This is a genomic window from Photobacterium sp. GB-72 (assembly GCF_003026095.1).
Lineage (GTDB): Bacteria > Pseudomonadota > Gammaproteobacteria > Enterobacterales > Vibrionaceae > Photobacterium.
In genome coordinates this window covers 156,707-172,899 of record NZ_PYNV01000006.1, presented here as the reverse complement: position 1 = coordinate 172,899, position 16,193 = coordinate 156,707, and the positions used below count along the sequence as shown (strand labels likewise).

The following is a 16,193-nucleotide window of genomic DNA, read 5'->3' as shown; positions in this document are numbered from 1 at the left end:
GCTTTACCAACTAGTTTTAAAGTACATGCACTTTGTTCTAGTAACAGGGGAAGCCTATGAAAAAACTATTCTTTATTACCGTGTTATTCTTCTTTAGCGCATTTAGCCGCCCAATCATTGCCGACGATATTACGGAGTTTGACTATCCATTTTTATTAGGTAATTGGTATTGGTTTAGCTCAACAGAAGCCGGTGTAGAAAGTGAGGGTGAAAGTTATCGTGCAATGCATGTGATGTTTAAATCTGACTATGTATTTGCAATGCGTTTACTTCGTATTGATGGAAAAATAGAACAATGGTCAGGTGAGTATGATATTGACGAAACCAATATTACTTTTGTCACCGAAGGCGAAGAAGATCAAATGCATACTTATATGCTTAGTTATAATCAGTTCGTGTTAGATGGTGCAAGATTTACTAAGTTAGCCCCTGAAAATCTACCAGGTAATTGGAAAACTTCAATGATATCAGGTTCTGATGTTGACCACAGTATTTCTGAACTTTCACTCACGTTACGCCCTGATTTTTTATTCTCTGCTGAAGTCTCAAATGATCAAGGAAAATCAAAAGAGCATCGTGGTATTTATTATATTGAAGATAACCAACTGGTTTTATTATATGAAGATGGGCAACACGATTCTGAATTTGAATTAAGTAGCAATGACACGCTAACGTTAACGAATACTCATTTTGGAATGGAAGCGATATTACAACGAGAATAATTTTTATTAATGTAGCGACAATGCTAGTGGTGAAAGGGAAGGTCATTCCATAACTTTTATAATATTAACAAATATAGCATTGGTTATGATGTGCAGACAAAAAGGCGAACAAGATAACTTGTTCGCCTTTCTAATTTGAAAATAGATGAAGTTTTATTCGTTAGCGAGATTAAATGCAGTACGAAGCTGATCTAAATAGTCTTCATCCCGACAGATGCTCTTACCGGGTTCGTCTGAAATTTTTGCTACAGGGCGACCTTCGCATTCAGTTAGTTTCAACACAACATTCAATGTTTTTACATTTGGTAAATCACAGGTTAGCTGTGTGCCAATGCCAAAACTTACGTTTATTTGGTGGTTGAAATGCTTAAAGATGTTCAGTGCTTTATCAAGTGTAAGGCTATCAGAAAAAACCAGTGATTTTGTTTTTGGGTCAATGCCTAATGATTTGTAATGTGCAATGGCTTTTTCACCCCAAGAAATAGGATCACCACTATCATGGCGTAAACCAATGAAACGTTCAGATAAACGTTTATCAAAGTCACGTAAGAAAGCATCCATATTGATACAGTCGGTGAGCGCAATACCTAAATCGTTAGGGTATTCTTGTAGCCAACGATTTAATGCTAATTGTTGAGAATCAGCAAGCTCACCGGCTAATTGCTGATGGCCTTGGAACCATTCGTGAGCTTGAGTTCCAACCGGTGTTAAATTACGAGTATATGCAAGATAGTAGTTCGAAGTACCTTTGAACTCTGGCATGTTTTCTTTTAAGTAATCAACAACTTTATGATGAACGGCTTTAGAAAAACGGCGGCGAGTGCCAAAATCTACCAGCGAAAATTCACTTAAATCTGTATCTTGTGCATTGTGGTAGAAGCGTGAAATTTTTTCTTGTAATTGTTTAATGGCATCTTCGGGCGTAGCATTTGGATATAAGTGTGCACAGCGCACTTCACAAATAATTGCGAGAAGAGGAACTTCCCATAAGATCACATCCAACCATTTACCACGAATGATAATAGATAGCTGTTCACCAGAATCATCAACACAAACATCATCTGCATTTAGTTGAAAATTTCGTAAATACTTAAGATAGTCAGCACTGAAAAAAGTTAATGTTGATAGATAATTGATTTCATCGTCAGCAAAAGAGAGCGCTGCGATGTTTGCGATTTGATCTTTGATCTCTTGAGAGTACGGGCGCAGATCTTCGTCGCTTCGGCAGTGGAATTCAGCCACTGCTTCAACGTCTGGGTATTGATGAAAAATTGCCTGTTGCATATGCAATTTATACGCATCAGTATCAAGCAGGGAGTTGATAACCCCAATATTGTGTTGGTTATTATTCATATCTGGCTGTAGATACTTATTAGAAGTGATAATAAATCTATCTGTAACGTGATTTTATTATTATTCAATGGGTTATATTATTGAAGATAAATAAAAAATAGAATTTATTAATGCCTTAGGTTACGACTGATTGTGAACTAAGATGTGATGTTCGTCAAGTATAACCATTCTCATTAGGCTTTATAGACTCATGAAGTTTACTTACTAAATATATAGCTTACGCATTATTTATGAGTTTTTAATTCTCTTATCGTTACGAGCAATATATAAACTATAGCTTGACGGGGAGTTTATTCATTAATACTGAGTGTTTTAAAAGTTTTCTAGTGTTTGGCAGTTAACTACTCATACTTTTCCGGGATAAATAATAATTATTAATAGTGAGTAAAACAGTATTTCTTTATTTAAAAATTGTACTTTACATAGAACAATTGATTAATTTATATCCAGAAAAGGCTGAGGTTAGATATGTCGATTGAAATTTGATTTATTTTTAATCGTTTAATTGCGAAAACTAAGAAATTGACCGTTAAAGATAAAACTATCGGATATATTTGATATTAATTCTTGTTTGAACGTTATAGTATCAAACTATGAAAATTGTTTGTCGTTCTATTAACACCTGTCTATTGATGCAAGGTTTGGTAGAGCCTTTATAAAAGGAAATATAATAATGACAGAGCAGGCATTTTTACAACCTACTGCTAAATATCGTTCCGATTATCGTCAACCGGATTACACTATTACAGATATCGATTTAACGTTTGACCTTTATGACACCAATACAACGGTGATAGCGCAAAGCAAGGTTATTCGTATTAGTGATAACGATGATGCCCAACTTGTACTTGATGGTGATGAACTTGCCATTGTGAGTATTTCTGTCAATGGCAAAACATGGACGTCATATATTCAAGAAGGCAGCCACTTAACTTTATCAGATCTGCCTGCTCAATTTGATTTAACGATCGTTACAACCGTTAATCCAGAAGCAAATACTGCATTAGAAGGGCTGTATAAGTCGGGGGGCGGTTTCTGTACTCAATGTGAAGCAGAAGGTTTCCGTCGGATTACTTATTATCTTGATCGTCCAGATGTACTGGCTCGTTTCACAACTAAGATCATTGCGGATAAAGCAGCATTCCCTTATTTACTTAGTAATGGTAACCGTATTGCTGAAGGTGACTTAGACAATGGTCGTCACTGGGTACAATGGCAAGACCCATTCCCAAAACCTTCATACCTCTTTGCTTTAGTGGCAGGTGACTTTGACGTTTTACGTGATAACTACACCACAATGAGTGGTCGTAACGTAGAGCTCGAAATCTTCGTTGATAAAGGCAATCTTGATCGCGCAGATTACGCCATGACTTCATTGAAAAACTCAATGAAGTGGGATGAAGAGCGTTTTGGTCTTGAATATGATTTAGATATCTACATGATTGTGGCGGTTGATTTCTTCAACATGGGCGCCATGGAAAACAAAGGCTTGAATGTCTTTAACTCTAAATTCGTTCTCGCAAACCCTAAAACAGCAACGGATACTGATTACCAAGGTATTGAAGCTGTGATCGGTCATGAATACTTCCATAACTGGACAGGTAACCGCGTTACTTGTCGTGATTGGTTCCAATTAAGCTTAAAAGAAGGTTTAACTGTATTCCGTGATCAAGAATTCTCATCAGATCTTGGCTCTCGTCCAGTAAATCGCATTGCCAATGTTCGTATTGTACGTGGTCCACAGTTTGCTGAAGATCGTGGCCCAATGTCGCACCCAATTCGTCCAGAAAAAGTTATTGAGATGAATAACTTCTATACATTAACAGTGTATGAAAAGGGTAGCGAAGTGATCCGTATGATGCATACCTTGCTAGGTGAAGCAAATTTCCAAGCAGGTATGAAGCTGTACTTTGATCGCCATGACGGAACAGCTGCAACTTGTGATGATTTTGTTCAAGCAATGGAAGATGCATCAGGTATTGATCTGTCTCGCTTCCGTCGTTGGTATAGTCAAGCAGGAACGCCAGTTGTTACAGTTGATACGTCATATGATGCAGATACTAAGTGTTACAACGTCACTATAAAGCAGCACACAGCCCCAACAGCAGGGCAAGAAGAAAAGCTACCACTTCACATTCCGTTTGATATCGAACTATATGATAGCAAAGGTGAGGTTATTGCACTTCAATCAAATGGTATGCCTGTTCACAACGTGTTAGATGTAAAAGAAGCAGAGCAAACTTTCGTATTTGAGAATGTTGCGGAACAGCCTGTGATGTCGATGCTGCGTGAATTCTCTGCACCTGTGATCTTAAAATATGATTACTCAGATCAAGAGTTGATCTTCTTGATGATCCACGCGCGTAACGAGTTTGCACGCTGGGATGCTGGCCAAATGCTATTGGCGAAATACATTCGTAACAATGTGGCAGCTGTTCAAGCTGGTGAGTCAGTTCAATTACCTGAAGCGGTTATTGATGCTTTCCGTGGCGCATTATTGGATGAAAATCTTGATCCTGCATTTATTGCTGAAATGCTAACACTGCCAAGCGAGAATGAAATCGCAGGCTGGTACAAGCAAGTTGATGTTGATGCAATCAATAAGGTTGTTGGTGCGTTAACTCAGATTTTAGCGACAGAAATGGAAGATGAATTACTCGCGATTTATCGTAGCTTAGCGCAAGGCGAATACAGTCTTGATCATGATGCTATGGCTAAACGCGCATTGCGTAACAAGTGTTTATCTTATCTAGCGCATACAGCGCTAGGTAATGATTTAGTGATTGCACAATATGCAGCTGCTGACAACATGACTGATACGATGGCTGCTATGTCTGCTGCAAATAATGCGCAATTAGCTTGTCGCGCAGTACAAATGTCAGACTTTAGTGATAAGTGGACTCACGATGGCTTGGTTATGGATAAGTGGTTCATGCTACAAGGCACAAATCCTGCTGATAATGCGTTAGAAAATGTGCGTAATACTATGAGTCACGCAGCGTTTAGCTTGAAAAACCCTAACCGCACGCGCAGTTTAGTGGCGAGTTTCTGTGCCAATAACCCAGTGCATTTCCATGCGAAAGATGGTTCTGGTTATGCGTTCTTAACTGAAATCCTAACGGCATTAAATACCAGTAATCCACAAGTAGCTTCACGATTAATTGAGCCGTTCTTAAAGTATCGCCAATACGATGAAACACGTCAGCAATTAATGCGTAGCGAGCTTGAGAAGTTAGCGGCATTAGATAACTTAGCAAAAGATCTGTTTGAGAAAGTGCATAAAGCGCTTGAACAATAAATCATAATTCGCTAAATAATAGAGCCAAGTACCTTATTACTAAACACTTTCTATGAGGGAGTGTGTAATGGGGACTTGGCTTTTTCTATATTGGGCTATTGAACGAATAACGAGATAAAAGGGATTATGCGAAGCTTTACTTTTCGAGTAAATATTAGTTATCAAGTTTTCTTACAACACTATTCTGGTGCAGCAAGTAGTGCTGTTGTGGTGACAGAGAATGGATTAAAACTTCAATTGCCCGCTGTGCGTTTACGTCCGTATTTAACGCAAATGGGTGTACGAGGGCGTTTTCAAGTTGCTGTCGATGATAATAATAAACTGACTACATTAACTAAATTGTCTGATTAGTGTTTACATCTCTTATCATAGCTAAATTGTTATCATGTATTTTATTTGAAACTCGGACAGAAAATTGCATACCTATACTTACCTAAGGTAGTAAAAGTTATGGGATTTTCTTATGAATGCACCAGACAATGTGGTTCCTGTATTACTTGAAAAAGTATATGGCTTAATAAAATCCAAAGTTGATAACACCCAGCAACCTTTAGTTGATGTGTTTGCTAAAAGCCTATTAAATCAATTGGCTGAAGATGATTTATTACAACGTAACGAATCTGATTTATATGGTGCTGTGCTGAGCCTATGGCATCATCTGGTTAAAAATAATCCGCAACAAATATCCGTTCGTGTGTATAACCCCACATTAAGTCGCCATGGCTGGAAATCTACCCACACCGTGGTTGAGATTGTTATGCCAGATAAACCCTTTTTGGTTGATTCTGTACGTATGACGTTAAATCGATTAGATATTACTAGCCATTTAATGCTGAATGGTCCTTATTATTTTGAGCGCGACAAAAAAAATAACATCGTTAAGGCGTGCGGTGATAAGGGGGATCTACAGACACTTTTTCATATTGAAGTAGATCGTCTTACAAAAAATGATCAAATGGCGATATTGCGAGATGAACTTGAAGCGGTGCTTAAAGACATTGAATTAGTGGTGAATGATTGGCAATGGATGCAAGATAAAATGCATCAAATTATCAAAGGTCTAAGAACAGAAAAATTACCTGTTGAAAATCAATACTGCGAGGAAGCGATTGAATTTCTTGATTGGGTTGCCAATCATAATTTTACCTTTATGGGTTATCACTGTTACGACCTAAAGCCGATAAAAGGTGATTATCAATTGAGACCAACGCAAGAGGCCGGGCTTGGTCTACTTAAAAAGCCGCGCCATGCACGGCCACTTAATTTATCCAGTTTACCTGAATCAGCGCGTATTGAAGCGCAAAAGCCCGATCTGCTTATTCTCACCAAAAGTAATGCTAAATCTCGTATTCATCGTCCCGCTTACATTGATTATATCGGTATTAAACGATTTGACAGTAAAGGTAATGTCATTGGTGAACATCGCTTTATTGGTCTATATGCGTCGACGGCTTACCATCAAACAGCAATGAACATTCCATTGATCCGTAATCGGGTAAAACGAATACTCAACGCCAGTGGGTATTCGGAAGGCTCGCATTCTTGGAAAGCGCTCAATAATGTATTAGAAACTTATCCCAGAGATGAACTTATTCAAGCAAAAGAAGAGGAAATGCTTGAGGTGGGAGTAGGCGTAGTACGAATGCAAGATCGTGACATGCTGCGATTGTTTGTAAGACGGGATCCTTTTGGGCGTTTTTTTTCCTGCATGGTCTATGTTGCCAAAGAGCGTTATGACACGGAGCTTAGGCGTAAGATCCAAAGTGTTTTAAAAGACTATCTTGGTTCATCACAAACTGTTGAGTTCACAACCTTTTTTTCTGTGAGTCCATTAGCTCGTACGCACTACATCGTTAGGGTAAAGAACAATAATTTCGATGTAGATGTTAAATCGATAGAGCATAATTTAGTTGTCGCTGTTGCCTCGTGGGAAGATCGTTTAACCCAGTCGTTAGTGGCTAACTTTGGCGAAAGCAAAGGGATCCCAATTGCCAAAAATTATGCGCGTGCTTTTCCTCGATCTTATAAAGAGCAAATGCTACCTGGCTCTGCAGTAGCAGATGTTTTACAGCTAGAAGGGCTGAATGAAGATAATAAATTAGGCATGTTATTTTATCGACCACAAGAGGAATCAGCAGACTCATCGATTGTAAAATTGAAGCTTTTTCACCGTAATGAACCGATTCATTTATCTGATGTTATGCCAATGCTTGAAAATCTAGGTTTGCGGGTCATTGGTGAATCACCATATCAAGTGATCACTGCGGATGGTGTCGTTAATTGGATCTTAGATTTTGCGATGTTACATCATGTTAGAAATGGATTTGACCTATCAGAAGCAAGAGATCGTTTTCAAAATGCTTTTTCTGATATTTGGCATGGAGAGCTTGAAAGTGATGGTTTTAACCGTTTAGTGCTGCGTTCTGGTTTGTCTGGTAGAGAAATTACCATATTGCGCAGTTATGCTCGTTATATGCGACAAGTTGGCTTTCCATTTAGCCAGCAGTATATAGAAGAGACACTGTCTAATCATTGTCAGCTAGCTTGTTATTTGGTGTCGTTGTTTAAATTACGCTTTGATCCCAAAGCGAAATATAGTGAGAAAGCAGAACAGTTATTGATCAAAAAGATCGTAGAGCGATTAGAGAATGTCGAGAGTTTAGATGACGACAGGATCATTCGTCGTTATATGGATATGATCTTAGCAACCCTCAGAACGAACTTTTATCAAAAAACAGATACCGGTAAGCCAAAAGCATGGCTATCACTCAAACTCAATCCATCATCTATCCCTGAAATTCCAGCTCCAATTCCTCGTTACGAGATATTTGTTTATGCCCCCGATGTGGAAGGTGTCCATTTGCGCGGGGGAAAAGTTGCGCGTGGTGGTTTACGTTGGTCAGACAGGCAAGAAGATTACCGCACAGAAATATTAGGACTAGTCAAAGCACAACAGGTTAAAAATACGGTAATTGTGCCTGTTGGTGCGAAAGGTGGCTTTATTTGCAAACGGCAGCCTCAATTAACAACACGTGAAGAGATAGCTGCAGAGGGATTACATTGTTATCAACGTTTTATCTGTGGGCTGCTTGATGTAACAGACAATATCTTAGAGGGTAAACGGTATCCACCAGCAAATGTCGTTTGTCATGATGAAGATGATCCTTATTTAGTGGTTGCGGCGGATAAAGGCACGGCAACATTTTCAGATATCGCCAATTCATTGGCTGCTGATTATGATTTTTGGCTAGGTGATGCCTTTGCTTCTGGCGGATCTAATGGTTATGACCATAAACAAATGGGAATAACAGCGAAAGGAGCTTGGGAGTCAGTTAAGCGGCATTTTAGAGAGATAGGTATAGATTGCCAAACAACAGATTTTAGCTGTGTCGGCATTGGTGATATGGCGGGTGATGTGTTTGGTAACGGGATGTTGTTATCAAAACATATTCGTTTATTAGCGGCCTTTAATCATCAGCATATCTTTATTGATCCAGATCCGGATCCTGCCGCAAGTTGGTTAGAACGCAAACGTCTTTTTGAACTTAAACGATCGAGTTGGGAAGATTATGATCGTGAAGTTTTATCTGAAGGTGGGGCGATATTTTCACGTAAAAGTAAAGCGATTAAGCTTGTACCTATTGTGCAAACTTTACTGCAAACGCGTAAGCAAAGTTGCACACCTAATGAGTTGATACATCTTATATTACAAATGCAGGTCGATTTATTGTGGAATGGTGGTATAGGAACATACATAAAATCGACTAAAGAGACTCACACCGATGTTGGTGATCGCACCAATGATGCTGTTAGGGTTAATGGTTCTCAACTTGCAGCAAAAATTGTAGGTGAAGGGGGAAACTTAGGCTTAACCCAGTTAGGTCGAGTTGAATTTGCGAAAGCTGGTGGTCGAGTGAATACCGATTTTATCGATAATGTTGGTGGGGTTGATTGCTCAGATAATGAAGTGAACATCAAAATTTTACTCAATAGCCTAGTGACCGCTGATGAGCTGACATTTAAACAGCGTAATAGTATTTTAGAAAAGATGGAAGATGAGGTTGCTGACATTGTATTAGATGATGCCTATCGCCAAAGTGAATCTATTTCAGTAACAGAGCAACAGCAAGTACAACTATTAAAGGAACAAACGCGGTTTATTCATTTACTGGAACGACAGGGCAAATTGGATCGAAGCCTGGAATGTTTACCTGATGATGAAACATTAGTAGAGCGTGAAAAGGCAGGGATTGGCTTAACACGACCAGAAATTGCTGTGCTGGTGGCTTACGGTAAAATGGTGTTAAAAGAAAAACTCGTTAATCACGATATAGCCAGTGATCCTTATCATTCCCGTCTTTTACCTGCTTACTTCCCTCAATTTTTACAAGATAACTACAGATCACAAATGGAAAACCATCCATTACGACGTGAATTAATCGCAACATCATTAGCTAATTTGATGTCGAATGAAATGGGATGCAATTTTGTTACTCGGCTGCAAGAAGAAACGGGGGCAACGATAAATGAAATTTCAGCCTCTTACTCAATAGGGCGTGAGATCTTTAAGTTTGACCAGATTTTTAGTGAAATTAGAGCATTAGATAATCAAGTTTCAGCACAAACGCAATATGACATGCTTTATCGTTCAAGGCGTATGTTGCGTCGGGTCACACGATGGTTCCTACGCAATAGAGAGCACAAGTTAGGTATAGAACAACAAATTGTATTCTATCAACCTTTTGTTGAGCAGTTACGAAATGAATTAGATAGTTACCTTGTAACTGAAGAAGTGGTAGAGCATGAAGAGCAAGCGAATGAAATGATCCGCAAAGGGGTACCTGAGCGGTTGGCCAAAAACATTTCACGCTTAACCAGTTTATATTCAGCCATGGATATAGCGCAAATTGCAAAAGAAATGGACGTTAACATATCGCATATTGCAAGAGTGTACTTTGTACTAGGAGCGCAACTATCACTTCATTGGTTCTTAAAGCAAATTCAAAACCAAGCTGTTGAGAATAATTGGCAAGCATTAGCAAGAGCTTCATTTCGTGAAGATCTAGATTGGCAACAAAGACAATTAACAACAGCGGTTATAATGACAAGTACTGCTAAGCCAGAAGAAAGTATATCACTATGGATGGAACAACATAAAAAAGCGGTTGATCGATGGGAGAGTGTACTGGCTGAATTTAAAGTCGGTAATGCGCATGAGTTTGCAAAGTTCTCTGTCGCTTTACGTGAATTAACCATTCTAAATCTCAACTCAAGGCCGATACAGTAGTCAGTGTACTTTATAGTCACCGCCTAATAAGATGGTATAAGCTACGGTGTAACATATATGGTGACAATGTAACTTTTTTACGATGTTATTATGTTACATTGTCACTATTTAAGTATTAACAATAAGGTTATAAAAATAATACGTTACTTTTTTCAGAGCTAAAAAGAAAACGATTGCTTTTATGTGTAATAATTTGTGAAACTACGAAACTATAACTTATTGTTAAACAAAGGTTTAATTTCTAAGTTACTGTTTTATTGACAATAATCAAAAAAATAACGATTGAAGTTAACAGAATAACTGTGAATAATACCATCCCGTTTATTCGGGACTTATTTTGGAGTTACAATGTTATACCGCATCGCACGTTCTGCTATTTTTCAGTTGGATGCTGAAAAAGCACACGACCTCGCTATTGAGAACTTTTCTCGCTTTACTGGCACTCCATTAGAACTTTTCTACCGACAAAATCTTCCTGCACGTCCTGTCGAAGTTATGGGGCTTACATTCAAAAACCCTGTTGGCTTAGCGGCTGGTCTTGATAAAAACGGCGAATGTATTGATGCATTTGGTGAAATGGGTTTCGGCTTTGTTGAAGTAGGGACCGTGACACCTCGTCCACAGCCTGGTAATGATAAACCTCGTCTTTTCCGTTTGATCCCAGCAGAAGGCATTATCAACCGTTTTGGTTTTAATAACCTTGGTGTTGATAATCTTGTTGAGAATGTAAAGAAAGCAAAATTTGACGGCATCATTGGTATTAATATCGGTAAAAATAAAGATACACCGATAGAAAAGGGTGTTGAAGATTACATTATTTGTATGGAAAAAGTTTATCAATATGCTGGTTATATTGCTGTAAATATTTCGTCACCGAATACACCGGGATTACGTAGCTTACAATATGGTGAAGCTTTAGATGATCTGCTTTCCCAGCTTAAAGCTAAACAAGCTGAATTAGCGAAACAACATGATAAGTATGTTCCTCTAGCACTTAAGATCGCTCCCGATCTTGATGATCATGAGATTCAACAGGTATGTGATTCTTTGATCCGTAATAATATAGATGGTGTGATTGGAACAAATACCACATTGGATCGCTCTTTGGTTCAAGGGATGGAACATTGTGATGAAGCGGGGGGCTTAAGCGGTCGTCCTTTGCAAAACAAGAGTACTGAAGTTATTCGAAAAATGTCAGAAGCATTAAATGGCGCAGTACCAATCATTGGTGTCGGTGGTATTGACTCTGCAATGGCTGCTCGCGAGAAGATGATGGTTGGTGCAAGCCTAGTACAGGTTTATTCTGGCTTTATTTATCATGGCCCACGTTTAGTTAAAGATATTGTAAACGGTCTTTAACTGTTGGCTATCGCTCTCGTACTGAAGTATTAAATTTAAATATCTTCTGACATACGAAAACCCAGCTTAGTGAATACTAGGCTGGGTTTTTAATTATGTACTTAGTCTATTTGTATCAAATATACATCTGATTTACTCGTGATAGAACCGCTATTTTCCCCTTTTATTTTATGAATACGCGAGTAGAATTAAGCTAAAATTTAAACATATGATCACAGATACAAAATAAATCACTGTCTTTCAGGAGTAAGAACGTGTTAAAGCCAGATAATTCATGGAAATGGTATTTTGACGCTGAAATGAATTCACTCATGCTTGAGTTGAATGACGATATGCTTTTCCGTGTATCGTTACCAAGTAAGCTGCTTACCCCAGAAGCTAAAATAAGTGATTTTTTTAATGTTGATGATATTGAAGCTTATCAAAACTTCCAAGAGCAGATTGCTCATCTGCCAATTTCTGCAGCTAGAAAATGTGAATTAGCATTAAATGCTACAGCCGCACGACGTTTCCATAAGCCTATGATGCCAAAAAGTTGGTATTTCGCACCTCAACAAGGTGTAGAGCCGTTACAGGGACAAGTTATTACTTTAATGACGGCTTCTTGTACTGCCCATTACGTTGTGATTGAAAACAGTGGGGTCGCGAGTCTCTGTATGCTTGCTGATGTTGCTACTGTTGATTTAGACGGCCTTAAAAGCATGGAGTTCTGCGAAACCATTAAAGTTATGAATGATCGAATGGCTCCCTGTTTTGTAGAAACTGAACAGCGACATTTTGCGCTTGTCGGTTAGTCGTTTCTTCATCTCATATTTTTGTCGTATATCCTTATCAGTCTCCCGGTAGATAGCAGTATTTGTTATCTTTTGTAGTAAAAGCCCATTAAATTTAGGCTAATTTGCTATCTTTCTTATGCTGTCTAGTACGGCCTCCCTTAGTATATTTGCATGCTTTTCTCTATTAGATGGTGAGAAAGATATCACCTTTTATTGAGATAGTTATCGTCCAAATCTCTCATTTTTATATCCATTTTCTTTGTAACTAACGATAACAACATAACTACTGTTATCTACATACCGCATCATCAATTTCTGTAATTCGTGATAGTTACGCTTCCTTGTAGGTATTCAAGATAGGTTAGAGCGTATATTTGTATTCGTTAACTGACTTCATTGCTACTCAGCAAGGTATATCCACCATTTTTCTGGTTAAAAATTACACTAAAAATATGTCATAGATCTCAAAATTCTTATATATAGCCAGACAATTCTTACTGCTTTATTTAAGTAAAACCTGATGGATTATGACGTTAATTTCTTTGTTACATTACGTTTGATTGACAATCCCTTCCTCTTTTTCCTGCGTTAACAGTGAAGTAGTGGTTGTGTAATAGCGTTGGAATAATTTATTCCACCAAAGGGCGGGTGATAATATTGAATAGGGGTATTTAGCGTAAAAAAATTTTAATTTCTTGAATGTTAAAGATAAATCAAATGTCACTCAGGGTGAGAAATTGCTTTGAGGGTGGTTTTCATTATTCCAGATTAATGATTTGTTCTTTGTTTGATGAGAATCGTTAAATATGACTTTTAGCGTTGTATTGGTCGCAAGTTTTGCAGGTAAGTGAAGATGTTTGTTGTTACATCCTCTTTGATTGAGAACGTACTGATTGAAGAATGAATTTTTTTTCCTAAATGAGCCATTTCATTATGGTTTTGACGAGGCATTTTTTGTGATTTCAGTTATAATTCCTCGCAATATTAGTGTGAAAAGAACTCCATGAATCAATATCTAGCGATTACTTCCCGCGGCCTTGAAAATTTGCTTGCGGATGAATTAGAACAATTAGGTGCACAGAACATTCAAGTTGTGCATGCCGGTGTCCGTTTCAAAGCAGAACAAGCAACAGCTTACCGTTGTTGTCTATGGACACGAATCTCATCACGTATCATTCAAGTACTGAGTGAATTTAACGTTCGTGATGATATGGACTTGTACTTAGGTGCAACAGCTATCAACTGGATGAACTATTTTGATAGCAATACACGTATTGTGGTCGATTTTAATGGTACTAACCGCGAAATCCGTAATAGCCAATACGGTGCAATGAAAATTAAAGATGCGATTGTAGACCGATTTACAAAAGCGGATTTACGTCGTCCTAATATCGACCGTGAGCGTCCTGATCTACGTATTCATATGCGTCTATCTGGTGAGAAAGGTATTCTTGGTCTTGATATGGCAGGTAGCGGTTTACACCAACGTGGTTACCGTAGTGAAGCGGGTAAAGCACCACTGCGTGAAACCCATGCTGCTGCACTTGTTATGAAAAGTGGCTGGACACCAGAACAAGCATTGTTAGATCCAATGTGTGGTTCAGGTACTTTAGTGATTGAAGCTGCGATGATAGCCGCTGAAATTGCACCAGGTCTTAAACGTAAGTGTTGGGGCTTTGAATCAATCAAAGACTTTGACCAAGAAGCTTGGTTAGAGATCCATGCAGAAGCAACGGTTAAATCTCGTCGTGGTCCTGCAAAAGTCACGACCAAGTTCTTTGGTCGTGAAATGGATCGTCGTGTATTAGCGATTGCTCGTGATAATGCGGGTCGTGCTGGTGTTAAAGATCTGATTGATTTTGAATATGGCGATGCCACACAGCTTGTTCGCCCTGAAGGGTTCGAAACAGGCATTATTCTTTGTAACCCTCCATATGGTGAACGTTTAGGTACAACCCCTGAACTTATTGCATTGTACAAAGAATTTGGTAACCGTTTAAAACTCGCTTTTGCGGGTTCTGTTGCTGCCATTTATTCAGGTTCGAACGAATTGTTAAGTTGTATGCGTATGCGTGCAGACAAGCAATTTAAGCTTCGTAACGGCGCATTAGATTGTGTACTTAAAACTTATTTGATCACTGCAGGTAGTGTTCAGAAAGAAGAAGGGCAATCTGAGGGTGTCATCGTTCAAGAAGAGGTCGCGCCTGATTTCGCGAACCGTCTTAAAAAGAACATTACTAAGTTAGATAAATGGGCAAAACGTGAAGGTATCGAATGTTACCGTATCTACGATGCTGATTTACCTAACTACAATGCCGCGATTGATAAGTACAAAGATTACTTAATTATCCAAGAATATGCAGCGCCTAAATCTGTTTCTGAAGAAACAGCACGTCGTCGTATTATGGATGTGTTGCGTGCGACAATTGAAGTAACGGGTGTAGAAAGCAATAAAGTTATTCTTAAAGTCCGTGAGCGTCAAAAAGGTAAGAACCAATACCAGAAGCTATCAAGTGCAGAGCGCCACATGATTGTTGAAGAGTACGGTGTTGAACTTAAAGTGAATCTTTATGATTACTTAGATACAGGTTTGTTCCTTGATCACCGTATTACGCGTCGTATGCTTGGCCAAATGGCAACAGGTAAGGATTTCCTTAACTTGTTCTCTTATACAGGATCTGCAACTGTTCATGCTGCTGTCGGTGGTGCAAAGACAACAACTACCGTTGATATGTCGAATACTTACCTTCGTTGGGCTCAAGAGAATATGGAGCTTAATAATCAGGTAGGCCCACAACATGAATATGTTCAGGCTGACTGTTTACAGTGGCTACAAGAAGTTGATGATACTTTCGACCTGATTTTTATCGATCCACCAACGTTCTCTAACTCTAAGCGTATGAAGCAGACGTTTGATATTCAACGTGATCACATCATGTTAATGGAAAACCTAAAGCGCATGCTACGTCCTGATGGTCAAATTGTTTTCTCAAACAATAAACGTCAGTTCAAGATGGATTTAGATAAGATTAATGAACTTGGCTTACAGGCGAAGAATATCTCAAATAAAACATTGCCAATGGACTTTGCTAAGAATAAGCAAATCCATAACTGTTGGATTATTACTCACAAGGAAGACGAGTGTTAATCACACTTTATAGCACGGAAGGCTGCCACCTTTGCGAGCAGGCATACCGTCTGCTCGTAGAGGTTGGACTTAAAGATAAAGTTGATATTGTTGATATCGCATTTGATGACGCACTGTTTTCTCGTTACGGTGTAACTATACCTGTACTCTCTATTCAAAATCATGATCGTAATGTTCCTGAATTGGGCTGGCCCTTTGATACAGATTCATTAAAAACATGGTTAATAACAAATAAGCTTGGTTAATTACG

General features: G+C 38.6%; 9 protein-coding genes. 8 read left to right on the top strand and 1 reads right to left on the bottom strand.

Annotated features, from left to right (window positions below; genetic code table 11):
* Window positions 1-56 precede the first annotated feature (56 nt).
* The gene (locus tag C9J40_RS09575) at window positions 57-722 is read left to right on the top strand and encodes a lipocalin family protein (protein WP_107208142.1); all 666 of its coding nucleotides are present in this window, start codon (window positions 57-59) and stop codon (window positions 720-722) included.
* Between the two features lie 153 nt (window positions 723-875).
* Here the strand turns inward: C9J40_RS09575 and pncB are convergent, their stop codons facing one another.
* Window positions 876-2,075: a nicotinate phosphoribosyltransferase gene (gene pncB, locus C9J40_RS09570; RefSeq protein WP_107208143.1), complete on the bottom strand. Its 1,200-nt coding sequence runs from the start codon at window positions 2,073-2,075 to the stop codon at window positions 876-878.
* A 673-nt stretch (window positions 2,076-2,748) separates the two neighbouring features.
* Between pncB and pepN the strand changes: the two genes are divergently transcribed.
* The 7 genes from pepN to C9J40_RS09535 all read left to right on the top strand — a co-directional run bounded on the left by pepN (window position 2,749) and on the right by C9J40_RS09535 (window position 16,188).
* Window positions 2,749-5,373, top strand: coding sequence for an aminopeptidase N (pepN, locus tag C9J40_RS09565; RefSeq protein ID WP_107246662.1), 2,625 nt, complete (start codon window positions 2,749-2,751; stop codon window positions 5,371-5,373).
* A gap of 126 nt (window positions 5,374-5,499) precedes the next feature.
* Complete coding sequence (locus C9J40_RS09560) at window positions 5,500-5,724, top strand: DUF2835 domain-containing protein (RefSeq protein ID WP_006645627.1); 225 nt, start codon at window positions 5,500-5,502, stop codon at window positions 5,722-5,724.
* Window positions 5,725-5,836: 112 nt separating this feature from the next.
* Window positions 5,837-10,660 (top strand): NAD-glutamate dehydrogenase, encoded by a 4,824-nt coding sequence (locus C9J40_RS09555; RefSeq protein WP_107246661.1) that lies wholly within the window; start codon window positions 5,837-5,839, stop codon window positions 10,658-10,660.
* Between the two features lie 348 nt (window positions 10,661-11,008).
* Complete coding sequence (gene pyrD / locus C9J40_RS09550; RefSeq protein ID WP_107208146.1) at window positions 11,009-12,019, top strand: quinone-dependent dihydroorotate dehydrogenase; 1,011 nt, start codon at window positions 11,009-11,011, stop codon at window positions 12,017-12,019.
* Window positions 12,020-12,273: 254 nt separating this feature from the next.
* Complete coding sequence (locus C9J40_RS09545; RefSeq protein WP_107246659.1) at window positions 12,274-12,813, top strand: cell division protein ZapC; 540 nt, start codon at window positions 12,274-12,276, stop codon at window positions 12,811-12,813.
* A 985-nt stretch (window positions 12,814-13,798) separates the two neighbouring features.
* Window positions 13,799-15,943, top strand: a complete 2,145-nt coding sequence (gene rlmKL, locus C9J40_RS09540; RefSeq protein ID WP_107246657.1) for a bifunctional 23S rRNA (guanine(2069)-N(7))-methyltransferase RlmK/23S rRNA (guanine(2445)-N(2))-methyltransferase RlmL — start codon at window positions 13,799-13,801, stop codon at window positions 15,941-15,943.
* Window positions 15,937-16,188, top strand: a complete 252-nt coding sequence (locus C9J40_RS09535; protein ID WP_107246656.1) for a glutaredoxin family protein — start codon at window positions 15,937-15,939, stop codon at window positions 16,186-16,188. The genes rlmKL and C9J40_RS09535 overlap by 7 nt, the downstream gene beginning before the upstream one ends.
* Window positions 16,189-16,193 lie beyond the last annotated feature (5 nt).